Annotated in this window: 15 protein-coding genes; 8 read left to right on the top strand and 7 right to left on the bottom strand. The window is 68.0% G+C overall.

Going from position 1 to position 16,996, the window contains the following annotated elements; all coding sequences use genetic code 11:
• Positions 1–153: 153 nt before the first annotated feature.
• The 6 genes from ABZT04_RS38400 to ABZT04_RS38375 form a co-directional block, all read right to left on the bottom strand.
• Positions 154–2,718 (bottom strand): FtsX-like permease family protein, encoded by a 2,565-nt coding sequence (locus tag ABZT04_RS38400; RefSeq protein WP_356063238.1) that lies wholly within the window; start codon positions 2,716–2,718, stop codon positions 154–156.
• On the bottom strand, positions 2,715–3,497 hold the full coding sequence (locus ABZT04_RS38395) for an ABC transporter ATP-binding protein (protein ID WP_356063236.1): 783 nt from the start codon (positions 3,495–3,497) through the stop codon (positions 2,715–2,717). The genes ABZT04_RS38400 and ABZT04_RS38395 overlap by 4 nt, the downstream gene beginning before the upstream one ends.
• Before the next feature lie 54 nt (positions 3,498–3,551).
• Complete coding sequence (locus ABZT04_RS38390) at positions 3,552–3,986, bottom strand: hypothetical protein (protein ID WP_356063233.1); 435 nt, start codon at positions 3,984–3,986, stop codon at positions 3,552–3,554.
• Between the two features lie 211 nt (positions 3,987–4,197).
• Positions 4,198–4,887: a response regulator transcription factor gene (locus ABZT04_RS38385; protein ID WP_356063241.1), complete on the bottom strand. Its 690-nt coding sequence runs from the start codon at positions 4,885–4,887 to the stop codon at positions 4,198–4,200.
• Positions 4,888–4,892: 5 nt separating this feature from the next.
• Positions 4,893–6,092 carry a histidine kinase gene (locus tag ABZT04_RS38380; protein WP_356063231.1) on the bottom strand — a complete coding sequence of 400 codons (1,200 nt, stop codon included), beginning with the start codon at positions 6,090–6,092 and terminating at the stop codon, positions 4,893–4,895.
• 60 nt (positions 6,093–6,152) lie between these two features.
• Complete coding sequence (locus ABZT04_RS38375) at positions 6,153–7,148, bottom strand: helix-turn-helix domain-containing protein (RefSeq protein ID WP_356063228.1); 996 nt, start codon at positions 7,146–7,148, stop codon at positions 6,153–6,155.
• Between the two features lie 334 nt (positions 7,149–7,482).
• On the opposite strand from ABZT04_RS38375, the gene ABZT04_RS38370 reads away from it, so the two are divergent.
• The 3 genes from ABZT04_RS38370 to ABZT04_RS38360 all read left to right on the top strand — a co-directional run bounded on the left by ABZT04_RS38370 (position 7,483) and on the right by ABZT04_RS38360 (position 11,201).
• Positions 7,483–9,753, top strand: a complete 2,271-nt coding sequence (locus tag ABZT04_RS38370) for a glycoside hydrolase domain-containing protein (RefSeq protein WP_356063225.1) — start codon at positions 7,483–7,485, stop codon at positions 9,751–9,753.
• A 73-nt stretch (positions 9,754–9,826) separates the two neighbouring features.
• Entirely contained in the window at positions 9,827–10,537 is a 711-nt protein-coding gene (locus ABZT04_RS38365) for a M15 family metallopeptidase (protein WP_356063222.1), read from the top strand.
• A gap of 127 nt (positions 10,538–10,664) precedes the next feature.
• Positions 10,665–11,201, top strand: coding sequence for a hypothetical protein (locus tag ABZT04_RS38360; protein ID WP_356063219.1), 537 nt, complete (start codon positions 10,665–10,667; stop codon positions 11,199–11,201).
• Between the two features lie 553 nt (positions 11,202–11,754).
• On the opposite strand, the gene ABZT04_RS38355 is transcribed toward ABZT04_RS38360, so the two are convergent.
• Positions 11,755–12,198 (bottom strand): helix-turn-helix domain-containing protein, encoded by a 444-nt coding sequence (locus tag ABZT04_RS38355; RefSeq protein WP_356063217.1) that lies wholly within the window; start codon positions 12,196–12,198, stop codon positions 11,755–11,757.
• A 165-nt stretch (positions 12,199–12,363) separates the two neighbouring features.
• Between ABZT04_RS38355 and ABZT04_RS38350 the strand changes: the two genes are divergently transcribed.
• From ABZT04_RS38350 to ABZT04_RS38330, 5 genes are all read left to right on the top strand, one after another.
• Entirely contained in the window at positions 12,364–13,464 is a 1,101-nt protein-coding gene (locus tag ABZT04_RS38350) for a substrate-binding domain-containing protein (protein WP_356063214.1), read from the top strand.
• 118 nt (positions 13,465–13,582) lie between these two features.
• On the top strand, positions 13,583–13,864 hold the full coding sequence (locus tag ABZT04_RS38345) for a zinc ribbon domain-containing protein (RefSeq protein ID WP_356063211.1): 282 nt from the start codon (positions 13,583–13,585) through the stop codon (positions 13,862–13,864).
• Between the two features lie 52 nt (positions 13,865–13,916).
• Entirely contained in the window at positions 13,917–15,164 is a 1,248-nt protein-coding gene (gene fmdA, locus ABZT04_RS38340) for a formamidase (RefSeq protein WP_356063208.1), read from the top strand.
• Between the two features lie 62 nt (positions 15,165–15,226).
• Positions 15,227–16,264: an alpha/beta fold hydrolase gene (locus tag ABZT04_RS38335; protein ID WP_356063205.1), complete on the top strand. Its 1,038-nt coding sequence runs from the start codon at positions 15,227–15,229 to the stop codon at positions 16,262–16,264.
• Positions 16,261–16,830: a DUF1097 domain-containing protein gene (locus ABZT04_RS38330; protein WP_356063202.1), complete on the top strand. Its 570-nt coding sequence runs from the start codon at positions 16,261–16,263 to the stop codon at positions 16,828–16,830. Before ABZT04_RS38335 ends, ABZT04_RS38330 begins: the two co-directional genes overlap by 4 nt.
• Positions 16,831–16,996: the final 166 nt, after the last annotated feature.

The following is a 16,996-nucleotide window of genomic DNA, read 5'->3' as shown; positions in this document are numbered from 1 at the left end:
GGTCCGGCGGGACAACCCGCCCACCACGACCGGATCACGAAGGCTCGCCTGAGCGATCCCCGGCACGGTCCTGGCCGCCGCGTTTCCGCAAAGCAACTGGATCCCCAGCCCGCGCACCGGCCCCACCGTCCACCTGCGCATCCGCAGACGGGATTACGAGGCGGTGCCCAGTGCCGCGACCGGGCTGACCCGAGCCGCGCGGCGGGCGGGCAGCAGGCCGGCGAGCGCGGTGATGCCCACCAGCCCCGCGAAGACCGCCAGCAGTTGCCCGACCGGCAGGAGCAGCGGCGCTCCGAGGTTCAGTACCCGGACCGTCAGCCAGGCGTAGGGCACACCGAGGGCCAGTCCAAGGACGCCGCCGAGGACCCCGTACAGGCCGGCCTCGATGCCGATCATGAAGCGCAGCCCGGAGCGGCCGAGTCCCAGCGCCCGCAGCAGCCCCGACTCGCGGGTGCGTTCCAGCACGGTGAGACCGGTCGTGGTGCCGACGCCGACGACGGCGATGAGCACGGTGAGCGCGAGCAGACCGAGGGCCGAAGTGGCCGCCACCTCGACATCGGCGCTGCTGTCGTCGCGCTCCTCCGCGAGGATGCTCAGCTGGGCGTCGGTGTTCGGGCCGAGGGTCTTCTCGATCGCCCTCGCCGCCGCGTTGCGGGCCGTCTGCCCACCCTCGGCGGCGTTCGCCAGGATGCCGGTCGGCCGCGACGAGGCGCCCATCTTCTCCAGGTCGGCGGGCGTGGCGATCAGGTCGGCGTGCAGGGGCGCTTCGGTGGGCAGCGTGGCGGCGACGGTTTCGCGGATGGTGCCCTTCCTGGGCATTGTGATCGTGAAGCTGTCGCCGGCCGTCACGCCGAGCAGCTGGGCGAGCCGGGCGTTGACGATCACTCGGCCCGGACCGAGACCGCTCAGTTTGCCGGTGTCCGTGTACAGCTGCCGTGAGGTGGGCAGGGCGGCCAGGTCCAGGTCGGTGGCAACCACGTCGGACCCGCCGATGGAGACGTCGGTCATGCGGTAGTCGGTCGCGTTGGCCAACTGCGGCAGGGCCTTGGTCCGGCGTACGACGTCTGCGTCGAGGCCGTCGCTGTCGCGCAGGTCGAAGTCCGCCGGGGCCGTGAGTGCGAGACCCCGATCCGCCCAGCCCTGCAGGCTCGCGACGCCGACGAGGGTGCCGGAGACGAGTGTGACGCCGAGCGCGACGACGACCGACACGGCTGCGGCGCGGCGCGGGGTGCCGCCGACGCCGCCGACGGCGAGGGTGCCGGTGGGCCCGAGCCTGCGCAGTGGCAACCTGACGGCGGCCAGCACCGCGCGTACGAGCAGCGGGCCTAGGGCGATCAGCGCGAGGAAGGCCAGCGCACCGGACGCGACAGTCCCCATCAGGCCCGCGGACGCGTCGTAGTTCGCGTTGCCCGGTTCGGGCATGTCGATGAGGATCAGGCCGACCAGGAGGAGGGCGGCAGCGGCAAGGAACAGGCCGGAGCCGAGGCGGATCAGGCCGATGCCGCGTTCCCCCGACACGGTGCCGGCGCTGCGCAACGCCTGCAGAGGGGAGACGCCGGCGGCGGACAACGCAGGCGCGAGTACCGCGCCCAGTGTCACCAGCACGGCGCCGAGTACCACCGCCAGACCCGCGGGAACGGGCACCCCGGGAGCCTGGAGGGCCTGCCCGGCGGCGCCCGCGATCACCGGGGCGGCGTGTCCGGCGCCGAGCGCCAGCAGGACGCCGGCCGTACCGGAGACCAGGCCCACCAGCGCGCCCTCGACGGCGAGTGCCCGGACGAGCTGGCCTCGTTGGGCCCCGATGGTGCGCAGGAGCGCCAGTTGGCCCAGCCGCTGCGCGAAGACGATGCGGAACGTCGACGTCGAGACGAGGGCGGCGGCGACCACGGCGATCGCCAGGAACATCGCGATGAGCCGGAAGACGTCCGCGTACCGCTTCGTCGCGTCCTTGGCCTCCAGGGCCCGCACGGTGTCGCCCGGGGTGATCTTGACAGCCGCACCGGCAGCGCGCTGGAGCACCGGAGACAGCCGCTCGGACAGAGCTTGGACGGATACCCCGGGTTCCGCGCGGATGTCCAGCTGCGGATACCCCTTCATGCCGCCCAACGCGTTGATGGTGGCGGCGGGGGCGTAACCAGTGGCCCCCCGGTCGGAGTTCGCCTGTACAACGGCCGTGACGGTCACGGTGACCGTCTTCGTCCCGCCGTCCTCGCCCTCCGGGAAGAGCATGCCGACACGGTCGCCGGGCTCGATCTCGAACTGCTGCGAGGCCTGGCGGTTCACGGCCACCTCCCGGGGGCCGTCCGGGTAACTGCCCGCCACGACCTGAACCCGTGACAGCCGCCCGGTGCCCGGGTCGCCCTGAAGGTTCAGGTAGTGCCTTGAGACGTCGGCGAGCGATACCCCGATCTCCGTCCGGGCTGCGGCCTCGGCCACGCCGGACACCGCCCGGACGGCCTTGATCTTCGCGTCGGTGATGGCCGACCCGTCCCCGCCCGCGTCCGCCGTGACGATCAGACTGGTCGCCGCTGGGGTCCCGCTGAAGCGGGCGAGGGCGGTTCGTTCGGTGATCTGCTGGGCCATCACGGTGCCGAACACGACGAACGCGGCGACGACCACCGCCAGACCCGTCATGACGAGCCGGCCGGGCCGGACCAGCACTCCGGCAAGCTGGGTGCGCAGCACGGCGGCGTTGCCGATGCCGGGTCCGCGGCTCATCGGGTACCCGCCATGCTCCGCAGCGCGTCGTTGATCGACGACCGGGTCGGGGAGTCCAGGTCGCCGACGATCCGGCCGTCGGCCAGGACGACCACGCGGTCGGCGTAGGCGGCGGCGCCCGCGTCGTGGGTCACCATGACGACCGTCTGCCCGAGGTCGCGCACCGAGTCGTGCAGGAAGCCGAGCACCTCTGCGCCGGAGCGCGAGTCCAGGCTGCCGGTGGGCTCGTCGGCGAAGACCACAGCGGGCCGCGACGCCAACGCCCGGGCCAGAGCGATCCGTTGCTGCTGGCCACCGGACAGCTCACTGGGCCGGTGGGTCAGCCGGTCACCGATGCCCAGCACGCCGCAGAGGTGGTCGAGCAGCTCTCGGTCGACGGGCCGGCCGGCCAGGTCGAGCGGCAGCGTGATGTTCTGCAACGCGGTCAGTTGCGGCAGCAGGTTGAACGACTGGAAGACGAAGCCGATCTTGTCGCGCCGTACGGTGGTCAGTGCGCGGTCGGACAGGCCAGTGAGATCGGTACCGTCGAGCAGTACTTTCCCGGAGGTCGCGGTGTCGAGGCCGGCCAGGCAGTGCATGAGGGTGGACTTGCCGGAACCCGACGGGCCCATGATGGCGGTGAACTGCGCGCGGGCGAAGCCGACGGTGACCCCGTCCAGGGCTCGAACTCCGGTGTCGCCCTGGCCGAATACCTTGACGAGGTCCTCCGCGCGGACGGCGGCATTGCCGTCGTCCCGGGAAATGCTTTCATTGTCGTGCGCAGCGGCGCGGGCACTCATTGTCTGTTTCCCCTCAACGAATTTACGGCTTACAGCTCTTCGACATGGAATGCGTCAGGCCGCGAGGGGCGGGAAAACGAGGGTGCGCTTGACCGCCGTGCAGTGCGAATTCGCCTGCGACGACATATCGGCCAGATCCGCTTTGGTCGGCACCTCACCCTTTCCTGTCAGATGGGCGGCGATCGAGCCCTCGTACCGGGCGATCTGCAACCCGAGGTAGCCGTCCTTCATCTGCGCCATGCGCAGGTCGTGCATGTGTTCCGCCCACTTCGCGACGGTGGACTTGTCCTGTTTCTGTGCCTCGTCGATGATCCTCTGGGCCAGCGCGCAGTCGGCGGCGGAAGCCTGGCTCGGCGCATTGTGCTGATGCCACCAGTAGGCACCGCCGGTTCCTAGCGCCGCCAGAATCACGATCGCCACGATTCCGAATACCAGTACTTTTACCCTCGGGCTTCCGACCTTGCCGGTCCGCGTTTCAGATGTAGCCATTCGAGGCCTCCAGAGAATTGTCGGGACACGTTCGTTCGTGTCGTCAACAATTCTTGCCGGGCAGGCTTTTCGGCACATCGGATCGGGATACGACCTCCGGGGCCGGGCACGTACGACCCGGGTCGTACGCCGGGTGGGATCCGAGTCCTACGCCGGTATGGGACCGGGCCGTGGGCAGGGCACGGAGGGCGGGTAGGCGGTGCGGTAAGGGTCAGCCGGACGACGGCCGGACCAGCCCGGCCTCGTACGCCAGCACGACGGCCTGCACCCGGTCGCGCAACTCCAGCTTCGTCAGAATCCGCCCGAGGTGCGTCTTCACGGTCGTTTCGGCGACGTACAGGCGGGCGGCGACCTCGGAGTTGGACAGGCCCTGGGCGACCAGTTCCAGTACCTCCCGCTCCCGCTCGGTCAGGACGGCGAGCCGGTCGTCCTCCTGTTGCGGTGCGGTGTTGAGCTGTCCGGCGAACCGGTCGAGGAGCCGGCGGGTCACGCGGGGCGCCACGACGGAGTCGCCCGCCGCCACCACGCGGATCGCGGCGAGGAATTCCTCGGGCGGCACGTTCTTGATGAGGAAGCCGCTCGCGCCGGCCTGCAGCGCGGCGAACGCGTCCTCGTCGGTGTCGAACGTGGTGAGCACCAGGATTTTCGGCGGGTCCGGGCGCGTGACGAGTTGTTCGGTGGCCTCCACCCCGTCCATGACCGGCATACGGATGTCCATGACGACGACATCGGCCGGAGTTCTGTCCAGCAGCGAGAGAGCCTCTGCCCCGTCCCCGGCCTCGCCGACGACGTCGATGTCGGACTGCGCGTCCAGCACCATGGCGAATCCGGCGCGCACCAGCGGCTGATCGTCCACGACGACCACCCGGATCGGCCTCTTCGTATCGCTCGAACCGTTCATGCCACTCATGCGGCTGTCCTCACCGGAAGCTCGACCCTGACCTGCCACCCCGGGCCGAGCCGGGGGCCGGCGGTGAACCGCCCGCCGTGCACCTCGACCCGCTCCCGCATGCCCACGAGCCCGTTGCCGCCCGACCCGGGTACGACCGGAGCGGAGCCGGCCAGCTTGCCGGCCCCGTCGTCGACGACCTCCAGCACGGCGGTGCCGTCGTCGAACCGCAGCGTGACGGAGACCTGAGCCGAGGGGCCGGCGTGCCGCAGCGCGTTCGTCATGCCCTCCTGGGCGATCCTGAAAAGGGTCAACTCGTCGGCGGCCGAGAGCCCCTGCCGCTCGCCCTCTATACGCAGCTCCACCTGGAGTCCGGCGACGCGGGCCCGCTCCACCAGCGGTTCGAGATGGGCCAGGCCCACCCGGCGACGATCACTGTCGTCCTCGGCGTCGGACCCCTTCGTGCCCCGCAGCACCTCGACGATGCGGCGCATGTCCTCCAGCGCGTCCCGGCCGATGCCCGCGATCGTCTGCATCGCCGTGCGGGCCCTGTCCTGATCCGCCACGATCGCGTAACTGGCCCCGTCGGCCTGCACGATCATCACGGCCAGGCTGTGCGCCACCACGTCGTGCAACTCACGCGCGATCTCCGCGCGTTCCTCGGCGGCGGCGATCTGGGCGAGGTGGGCACGCTCCCGCTCCGCAGTGGCCGCGCGTTCCTCGAGGACACCCACGTACAGCCGACGGGTCCGCATCATGTACGAGGTCAGCCACACCGCCGCGCATGCGCCCGCGGCCGCCAGGGCCTCGTTGAGACCGTCCCGGCCGGCCTCAGAGGTGACATCGGCCGTGCCACCGAACACCAGCATGATGCCCAGAACGGAGATGCCACCGGCGGCGTACGCCTTCCATATCTGCTCGGTATGGCTCACCACGGTCACCATCGCGATCAGGACGGCCATGTCGTACAGGGCCCCCTCGCTCGCCAGTGGCTCAGGAAGAGCCGCCAGCCGATACTGCGCCAGCGCGAGGGCGGAAACGACCGCCATCACCGTCATGGGACGGCGCCGGCGAAACGCCACGGCCACCGCCATCGAGAAGCCTATGAGTTTGTCGTAGCCCTGGCCGTAGGACAACGTCGAATAGGCCACCACCAGCGCGAGGAGCAGGTCGTAGACCGTGTGCACCCACGGCTCCGACCGCATCTGGCGCATCATGGCGGTCAGGGTACACGGCCCGGTCATACGAACTGATGGAGCTCGCGCCGGGTGCGATCGTCACCGGGGGCCGGGAGTGTTGGCACGGAGTAGTGCGGCTCCGAGAGGGGTGAGGGTGTGCAGTACAGATGCGGCGTGGCGATGGCTGACGATCAGGCCTGCGTCCCGGAGAGCGGTGGCATGCTGGCTGGCCGATGACGCGGAGACTCCGGCGGCGCGAGCGAGTTCGCCGGTGGTAGCGCCGGTGGCGACGCCGCGCAGGACAGCGGCGCGGGTGCGGCCGAGCAGGGCTGCCAGGGAAGCGCCGGAGCTGAGGTCCCCGGGGAGCGTGGTGTGGTGGGGCTCGTGGCTGAGTGAGTAGAACAGCACAGGATCCAGCGCGGTGTCGCTGAAGGTCACCGGATTCCCCCAGCAGAAGTACGACGGGACCAGGAGGATGCCGCGGCCGTTCAGGTACAGATCGCGGTCCTCGGGATAGGCGGCGTGCAGGACGGGGCGCTGCCATCGCAGGCTGGGCCCCAGGTTCTGGACGATCCCGTCGACCCCGCGGTCCAGCACCGCGCGGGCGCGGGCGGACCGTTCGGCTTCGACGCGGGCTTGGATGTGCTCGCTGTGCGGGGCGATGACTGTGTCGTAGTAGGTCCGCATTGCCTGTACGAGTTCCTTGCGCATGTCCCCCGCCCCCAGCCGCAGTGCCCAGGCGGGGGCTCCGCTGGTGCGGGCGAGGGCGCCCACTTCGTCCAGGACCCGATGCCGTGGGGTGGCCAGGATGGCCTCCAGACCGGCATCGAGTCCTTCGGCGGCCTCGGGAGGAGTCAGGAAGTCGGGGAAGTAGGTGGCACGCGGGACCAGTGGCAACAGCAGAGTGCGCAAGGTGCGGGTGAGGTCCGCGGTGTTCAGCCGGGCGCCGGCGGTGCGATACCAGTCCGCATAGGCCCAGCGACCGTGGCGGGACTGGAAGCGGTGCAGGCTCGCGCAGATCTCCCACAGCGGGTCCGGCACGGCCGCAACGCGGGTTCTGACCAGGTCGGCGTCGGTGAAGTGGATACGGAGCATTCAATTCCCCCCTGGTGTCCTGGGCTTTTCGGGCAGAGCGAAAATCCCTGGCTAGCCATGCTCGCGTCAGAGAGTCTCATGGGAGCAAACAGGCGCGCCGGAAGCGACCCGCGCTTCACAACAGGCCGCGCGGTCCGAGTACGGCTCCCGTCGTCAACGCACACCGGCACCGCTCGTCGATCGGAGCCGCACGACCCGTGGGCTGTTCGGCGTGCCCGACCGGGGACCTGGCCGTGACGTGACGGCCGGCTTAAAGGCGGTCGCGGCGGATTTGGTTACAACAGCAGCGGAACCCAGCGCAGTTCGGTGCCTCAACTGAAGAGAAGTGAGTCAGATGGCTGACGACATGGTTCTGAAGTCCCAGGAGTTCATCAACGTGTATTACAACGGCGTCTCCGGGATTTCCCCGGTCGCCGAGGACGGACTCACTGGCTGGGCGACCATGCACGCGCTGACCCGGTGCCTTCAGCACGAGCTCGGCATCACGTCACTGTCGGACACCTTCGGGCCGACGACGCTTTCACTGCTCACGGCGCAGTACCCGTCGATCGACCAGTCGACTTCACTCGACGGCCAGATGGTGATCAGGATCATGCAGGCAGCCATGTACTGCAAGGGTTACGACGGCGGTGAGTGGCAGAGCAACGCCCTGCCGTCGGGGACATTCAGCGATCGAGTCAGCGCGGGCGTGCAGAAACTCAAAGCGGACGCCGGCCTGAGCGGCGTCTATCCGGGCGCGGCCATGGTCCCGAAATTGTTCAAGGCACTGCTGACGATGGACGCCTACGTGGTCGTCAACGACGGCAGTTCCACCGTGCGATCCATCCAGCAATGGATGAACGGGAGTTACATTCAGCACACCAACTTCTTCGTCATCCCGTGCGACGGCATCTTCTCGCGGGACGTCCAGAAGGCGCTCATGCTGGCGATCCAGTTCCAGATCGGCATCAGTGACGCCTCGGCGAACGGGGTCTTCGGACCGGCCACCCAGGCCGGTCTGAAGGCCAACCTGCTCTCCATCGGCTCCTCCGGCCGTTGGGTCCAGTTGTTCTCCGCGGCGATGGTTTTCAACCAGCGCGGCGGGGCCACCTTCACCGACACCTTCACCTCCCTCCTGTCCGATCTGGTCAGTTCCTTCCAGTCGTTCGTCAAACTCCCGGTCACCGGCAAGGGGGATTTTCAGACCTGGGCCTCGCTGCTGGTCTCCACCGGCGATCCCACGCGGCGCGGGCAGGCACTCGACTGCGTCACCGAGATCACCGCCGCCCGGGCCAAGACGCTGACCGCGGCCGGTTACCAGGTGGTCGGCCGCTATCTTTGCAATGTCCCGAACACGGCGCTGGACAAGAAGATCAAGTTCGGCGAACTGGACACGATCGCCGAAAACGGCCTGCGGTGTTTCCCGATCTACCAGACCTACGGCGAGGATGCCGACTACTTCCGCTCGGACCAGGGCTACAGCGACGCCCTGAGCGCAATCGAAAATGCCCGTTTCTACGGCTTCAAGACCGGTACCCAAATCTACTTCGCCGTTGACTTCGATGCCCTCGACGAAGAAGTGACGAACCACATCATTCCTCATTTCCGCGGGATCAACGAGGCAATGGACGAGCGCGGCAATCCTTATCGGATCGGCATTTACGGCCCGCGTAACATCTGCTTGCGTGTGGGCAACAGCGGACTGACAACCGCCAGCTTCGTCTCCGACATGTCCACGGGCTACTCCGGAAACCTCGGGTACCCGCTGCCTTCGGATTGGGCGTTCGACCAGATCGCGACCATCAGCCTCGGTTCCGGCGACGGTCAGATCCAGATCGACAACAACATCCTGTCCGGACGCGACAACGGCCAGAACACCTTTGATCCGGGAGAGTACACCGAAAACCTGGACGTCGACTTCGACTCGTCCCTGAAGCCCGCCCTGCTGGCAGACCTACAGCAGTACCTGCAATCGCAGGGAATTCCCGAGCGCGGCGGAAACCCCGTCGAGGACGCTGCCCAGGTCTACTCCACGACCGAGGCCTTCGACATCATGATGTCGTTCGACCCGCTGATAACCGGGCTGGCCCGCGCGCTCAAGATGCGCAAGGCGCTGATCGCGGTACCGATTTTCTGGGAGGTTCGAAAGTATGCGGTGGACGACCCCTTCGCCGATGACGGGGTCACGCTGTACTACGCCGGGCACCGAGAGCCGACCAACAAGTGGATCAAGCGGGACTCCAGTACCGGACTTGGGCAGATCTTCGGCGTGGCCGCGATCAATGCGCGCAACTACGTGATCGGGCAGGGAATCATCTCCGGCGCGGTCAAGAACCCGGATGTGGACGCCGACGTATGGGAGGTCTGGCAAAAACTGCACAACGACAATGCGTACAACATCAGCACGGCCGCGTACGTGCTGATTCACTGCGCGACCGACATCCGGCGCAACGAATCCGATACCCCGATCACCATTCCGCGGCCCTCGCTGGACTACAGCGACGAGTACACCCGGCTGGTCCTGCGGCGGTATCAGGGTTGGGGTGACGGTCCGGAATCCGACAGTTATATCAAGCTCGGCGTCTACCAGGTGCTGGAGAAGCACTTCGGTCCGTTGCGCAACTGACCTTCCGACCAGCTGTTTCGCGTCCGTCATTCGATGACATCCGGGCTGATCCGGAGGAGAAGAGGCACTGAGCATGGTCGCATCGCGACGTACCCTGCTGCGGGCGGCAGCGGTCGCCACCGCCGGCATCGCCATGCAGACCGGGCTGGCTTCGCCCGCCTGGTCCGCCGCGAGGGCGAAGCCGATACTCCGGCGGGCAAAGCCGCTCACGAACCCGATCTTTTCCGGGGAGAATTCACCGAACGGTTGGCCGATCAATACCAAATCCGACGCGGGCGGCAGTGTGTGGGCAAGACCGGTCGCCGGTGCGGGCACCACCGTGGAGGTGTCGATCGGGGACGTGGAGGTGATCCTGGTCCACGTCGTCCGTCGGTTCCACTACGAGATCGACACCCTCCGCCCGGGTGAGGTGATCGGCTTCCGGAAAGCGGCTGGGGTAAAGGGATATCAGCTGAACCACGCATCCGGGACCGCAGTCGACATCCGCCCCGGGTCATACCCGGTGGGGGTTGGCGGCGGTTTCTTCCCGGCTCAGCTCGAGGTGATCCGGGACATCCTGGCCGACTGCGAGGGGCTGGTGTCCTGGGGCGGCGACTTCACCATTCCGGACGAGGCGCATTTTCAACTCGCCGTTCCCCCGAGCGACGCGCGGGTGACCGCGCTGGCGGCCAAGCTGCGGGGGTGGACGGCAACGCCCGGTCTCGGTGCCGGCGTCATTCAGAACCCGCTGGACCCGCATCGCCGCGATGCCGCTCTCCGCGTCCAGCGCCGACAGCACCACTGACCAGTCGTCAGGTGGGCCCGCCGCTCCGTCGGCAGTGCCTGAAGAGAGCAATTCGGAGGCAACTCGGCATTCATCGATCACCGTTCGGCGCATTCGTTTTACCGTCAGCAACACAGGGAGCCACATCGTGAAGTCCCGGAACCACATTTTCCGCCTACTGGCCACCTTCTCGGCCACCATCGCGCTCGCTTTCGCCAGCCTGGCATGGGCCGGTCCAGCATCTGCCGCCTCGCAGAACTTCGAAAACGCGGGGCTCCGAGACGGCTATAAGCTGGTCTGCTGCTCATCGGACAAGGCAAACCCTGTCTGGTTGGAGCAGTTCGCGAATGCGAGCTGGTCGGTGTACCACAGGGGTGACACCAATGGTCATTCCATAGTGCAGATGCAATCGGCTGACCGCCCCGCGGCAGGTTGCCTCGACAGTCACGGCAACTCGGCCGGCGGCCAGGTGTGGGTGCAAGCGTGCAACAGCGGGGACTATCAACTCTGGGAAGTATTCCACGTGTCGGACAGCAGCCAGTCCTACGTGGTGTTCAAGAGCCGAGGCGCCTACACCAAACAGGGCAAACATCTGTGTATCGCCGGCCTGAAGAACGGGGGCATCCGCGAAGGAATCGTTCTGAAGACGTGCAATGTGAATGACGTTTGGCAACGCTTTTTCTAGGCTTCGTGCCAAACGCCTGAATGGGACTGGCCGAGGAGATCCGTGGGCTGTCGATTTGCCATGGATACTCGGCCGGCCCTCTGGCTCCGCCGCCAAGGCCTGGGTGGGCAGCCGCGATCGTTCATGAGGGGTCCATCTGCTTGTCGATGGCCCCTTTGCGGCGTGACTGGTGATGGCTTTCGGGATCCGGGCAGGCAGACGGTCCGCTGCACAGCGCCACCACCCGGCCCGCCGGCCGGCCGACCACCGGTCTGGCGGTTGGTCTCACCTCTGGAATCCCCACCGGGATCTTCACAGACGCCCCGGCAGAGCCGAGGACCTGACCCATGTCTGACGCCGCCAAGCGCACCCTGCACACGATCCTCCAGATGGCCCTCGGTATCGCTGTCGTCCTCCCGGCCGTCGTCGACGCCTCCGGCCCACCCGAGGCGCTGCCCTGGTCGTGGGCGCCTTCACACCCGGTCGGCGTGCGACATCCCGCCACGTCAAGCATCAGCTGCCATCGTCAGCGGGGGCGGCGTTTCCCCGTTACGCACTGTGGTGTGCGGTCGGCTCAGGAGAGAAGACATCCGCGTGCGCGGCGCAGCAGTGCCGCGAGGAGTGCCGCCTCCTCGCCACCGAGGGCGGTCACGATGCTCTGCTGTTCGTGTTCCACCACTGCCGTCCAGCGGCTCAGAGCCTCGGTGCCGCGCTCGGACGCGAACACCAGCACGCGCCGCCGGTCCTCGTCGTCCACCCGGCGCAGGACGAGGTTGAGGGACACCATGCGGTCGACCACCTTGGTGAGGGTGGGTGGCGACAACAGGGCGAACTCGGCGATCTCGGTCATCGCGTGTCCGGCGCCGTCACCGAGGAACGACAGGACGCGCCATTCCTCGAGCGTCGCACCCTCCGCTTTCAGCGCCTCGCCGAGTCTCGTCACCACGCTCCGCTCCACGAGCGTGAGCATCCGTGCGAAGTCGAGGTCCGACACGGCCGTCGCCGGGGTCGTCGTCATCACCCTGCCAAAGAATCGTCGGTGTCGTTACGTCGCGGCGCCCCGGTCGCCGACGTGGCGAGTGCATGCCGGGCCCCGGTTCGCAAAGGAATGGCTCCACGATACAGTCGTTTCCTTATCGCCGTGAAATATTCTCGTAGCAAGCAATCCCTACTGTGAGCACCTATGATCGAGAAGGCGTCTGTCCGGCTCGGCTCCCCGGCAGCCTCCCGGGGCCGTGACGCGCTGGACGTCGCCCTCGTGATCCCGCTGCAGGGCCCGGCCGGCATCTTCGGACCGTCCTGTGAGTGCTGCGCCCAACTCGCGGCCGAGGAGGTCAACGCCGAGTCCGGAGTGCTGGGCAGGGAGCTGCGACTGGTGCTCGTCGACGGTGGGGCGCCGCCAGAACAGGTGGCGACCGAGATCGACGCGCTGATCTCCGGCGGCGTCGTCGACGCGGTGGCCGGCTGGCACATCTCCGCCGTCCGCGAGGTCGTCGCCCCGCGCATCGACGGCCGGGTGCCGTACATCTACACCGCACTGTACGAAGGCGGCGAGCGGTCCCCGGGTGTGTTCCTCACCGGTGAGACCCCGAACCGCCAACTCCGGCCCGCACTGCGCTGGTTCGCCGCCGAACTCGGCATCCGGCGGTGGACGATCGTCGGCGACGACTACGTCTGGCCCCGTTCCTCCGCGCACGCCGCCCATCGCTATCTGCGCGAACTCGGCGGAGAGGTCTGTGACGAGATGTACGTGCCACTCGGCACCACGGACTTCGGCGAGGTACTGGCCCGGGTGGCGGCCAGTGACTGCGATGCCGTCCTCATGCTGCTGATCGGTGACGACGCCGTGCTGTTCAACCGCGCGTTCACCGCCGCCGGCCTTGACCGCGACCGCATCCGGTTCAGCTCACTGATCGAGGAGAACGTGCTGCTGGCGACCGGGCCGGAGAACACCCGGGGCCTGATGACCTCGGCCGGCTACTTCGAGGACCTGCCCACCAGGTACGGCCTGGACTTCGCCGCCGCCTACGGCCGCCGCTTCGGGCTGCGGGCTCCCGTGCTCAACAGCCTCGGCGAGTCCTGCTACGAGGGCGTACGCCTGCTCACCGAACTACTGCGCCGGGCGGGCGACGTGGATGTGACCCGCATTCAGGCGACGGCCGAGGGACTCGAGTACGAGAGCCCGCGCGGCACGGTCCAGGTGCGTGACCGCCATCTGAAGCAGCGGGTCTTCCTCGCCGCGGCCGACGGGCTGCGGTGGGACGTGCTCCAGCAGTTGCCGTAGCCCGTTCCCCTGGCCCGTCGCTTGACGGGCGTTCTTTTACACGCGCGTAACGCGTCACTGTCTTGCCAGAAAGCTTCAGGAGAAAATACTTTTTTCTCGAAGCTTTTGGAGGTCGTTCATGGCGACATACCCGTACCGCTGCGCGGGCTGTGGCCCCTTCGACGTGACCCGTCCGATCGGCCACGCCCTGTCCGAAGTGCCGTGCGAGACCTGCGGAAAGAAGGCCCGCCGGGTCTTCACCGCCCCGATGCTCACTCGCACCCCCACTCCGCTGGCCAGGGCCCTGCGCGCCCAGGAGGCCAGCGCCCACGAACCCCGCGTCGTCTCCGAGGTGCCCCCCGCCCGCCGGGGTCCCGCACCGGGCTCGGACCCGCGACACGCCCGTCTGCCCAAGCCCTGATCCCCCTGTCCCCCTCCCCACCCCGCGATCCCCCGAGTTTTGGAGGCAGCCCATGCCCGAAGTCGTCTTCAGCGTCGACCAGGCCATGTCCATGCGAGACCAGAAGGTGCCCGGCCACAACCGCTGGCACCCCGACATCCCGCCCGCCGTCACCGTGAAGCCGGGCACGGAGTTCCGCGTCGAGTGCCGGGACTGGACCGACAACCAGATCGGCAACAACGACTCGGCCAACGACGTCCGAGACGTCGACCTCACCCACGCGCACATGCTCAGCGGGCCGATCGCCGTAGAAGGCGCCGAGCCCGGTGACCTGCTCGTCGTCGACATCCTCGACCTGGGCCCCATACCGCAATCGGTCGGCGAGGGATCGGGCCAGGGCTGGGGGTACACCGGCGTCTTCGCCCGCGACAACGGCGGTGGCTTCCTCACCGACCGCTTCCCCGACTCGTACAAGGCCGTCTGGGACTTCCACGGTCAGCAGGCCACCTCCCGCCACCTCCCCGGCGTCAGATACACCGGCATCACCCACCCCGGCCTCTTCGGCACCGCGCCCTCCGCCGAGCTGCTGGCCCGCTGGAACGCCCGCGAACAGGCCCTCATCGACACCGATCCGCACCGCGTGCCCGCGCTGGCCCTGCCCCCGCTCGCGGACAACGCCCTGTGCGGCACGGCGGCCGGCGAGACCGCCGCCCGCATCGCCGCCGAGGGCGCGCGCACCGTCCCGGCCCGCGAGAACGGCGGCAACCACGACATCAAGAACTTCACCCGCGGCTCCCGGGTCTTCTACCCCGTCCTCGTCCCCGGCGCCCTGCTCTCCGGCGGCGACCTGCACTTCAGCCAGGGCGACGGGGAGATCACCTTCTGCGGCGCCATCGAGATGGGCGGCTTCATCGACCTGCACGTCGACCTGATCAAGGGGGGCATGGAGAAGTACGGGGTCACGACCAACCCGATCTTCATGCCCGGCAACGTCGCGCCGCAGTACACCGAGTTCATCTCGTTCGTCGGCATCTCCGTCGACCACGACACCGACACCAACCACTACCTCGACGCGACGATGGCCTACCGCAACGCCTGCCTCAACGCCGTCGACTACCTCATGACCTTCGGCTACAGCGGCGAACAGGCCTACCTCCTGCTCGGTTCGGCCCCGATCGAGGGACGCATCAGCGGCGTCGTGGACATCCCCAACGCGTGCAGCACCCTCTACCTCCCGACCGCGATCTTCGACTTCGACATCCGGCCGACGGCCGAAGGCCCGCGGAAGGCCGACCGCGGCCAGTGCGCGGTCACCTCCTGACTCCCCCCGCACCCCCGGAACACCCCGAAAAGCACCACCAGAACGTTCCGAAAGGCACCACCATGAGAGACCATCTCACCTTCCAGCTGGGCGACTTCACCACACAGCACGGCGCCACCCTGCGCGGAGCGCACCTCGCCTACACGACGTACGGTGAGCTCAACGCCGACAAGTCCAACGTCATCGTCTACCCCACCTGGTACTCCGGGCGGCACTGGGACAACGAGTGGCTCATCGGCTCCGGCATGGCGCTCGACCCGGAGCGGTACTTCATCATCGTCCCGAACATGCTCGGCAACGGCCTGTCCACCTCACCGAGCAACACTCCGCCGCCGTACGACCGCGCCCGCTTCCCGCACATCACGGTGTACGACCAGATCGCCGCCCAACACCGCCTGGTCACCGAGGAGTTCGGCATCGAGCGGATCGCACTCGTGACCGGCTGGTCGATGGGTGCCGGACAGACCTACCAGTGGGCCGTCAGCCACCCCGAGATGGTCGAGCGGATCGCACCCTTCTGCGGGTCCCCGCGCACCAGCATCCACAACAAGGTGTTCCTGGAGGGCGTCAAGGCCGCGCTCACCGCCGACGCGGTCCACAACGGGGGCTGGTACGACGAGAAGTGGCCGACCACCGGACTGCGCGCGCTCGCCCGGGTGTACGCGGGATGGGGCTTCTCGCAGGCGTTCTACTGGGAGAAGGAGTACGAGAAACTCGGCTACTCCTCGCTGGAGGACTTTCTCGTCGGCTTCTGGGAGGGCTTCTTCCTCGACGGCCGCGACCCCAACAACCTGCTCTCCATGCTCTGGACCTGGCAGAACGGCGACGTCGGCCTCACTCCCGGATTCAACGGAGACACGGAGGCGGCGCTGGGCTCCATCCGAGCGACCACGCTCGACATGCCCGCCGAGAAGGACCTGTACTTCCCGCCGGAGGACGAGGCCTGGGCCGTCAGCCACATCCCGGGCGCCGAACTCCGCGTGATCCCCGGTATCTGGGGGCACTTCGCCGGACACGGCAGCAACCCGACAGACACCGAATTCATCGACACAGGCCTGAAGGAACTGCTGGCCAAGCCGGGCGGACTGGCCTATTCATGAGAATCCGACTGCCGCACGAGGTGAGCGCCTCGATCGTCGCCTTCGCCACCGTCTTCCTGCTGATGAGCCCGCTCAACATGCCGACATGGGCGATCTTCATCACCTGGGCCGGAACATTCCTCCAGGGCGGTCCCAGCCGCTCCAACGCCATCGCCATGGTCACCGCCACCACCACCGGGGCCGCATTCGGGGTGGTCGCCGTCCTGCTCAACCGGGAGACCGGCACGATGTTCGGCACCGGATCCCTCGCCCGTACTCTGGCACTGGCCGTGGTGATCTTCGCCGTCAACGGCACACTGCTGGCCACCGGCCGGCTGAAGCCCTTCGCCCTCATCCCGGGCATGTTCTTCGGCTTCGCGTCGCTCTTCGCCACGTACTTCGGCGGATTCGGCTACGACGGCGGCAACCTGGGCGCCGCCTTCGTCAGCGCCGCCGCGATGTGCGCCCTCGGCCCGCTCTGCGCCACCCTGGGCATCCGGCTGATGTCCGCCCCGGCCGCCGCACCGGCGCCCGAGGCACGCGAGAGGGGTGAGGTGACACCTTCCGCCGGCGAAACCCTCGCCTGAGGGCGATGCCCGTCGTCCCAGCGGGGAACTGGCCGGGACGACGGCTCGTCCCGTCGGATTCCATCGAACAGGCCGTGATCTCACCTCTGCGTTCCAGAAAGTCACTCGCAGGCTTCGGCGCTGCTCAGGCCCTGGTTCATGAGCCGGAAGCATTCCTCCCGCTCAC

Origin of the sequence: Streptomyces sp. NPDC005492 (assembly GCF_040605995.1) — a bacterium.
Taxonomy (GTDB): domain Bacteria; phylum Actinomycetota; class Actinomycetes; order Streptomycetales; family Streptomycetaceae; genus Streptomyces.
This window is presented reverse-complemented; position numbering and strand designations above follow the sequence as displayed.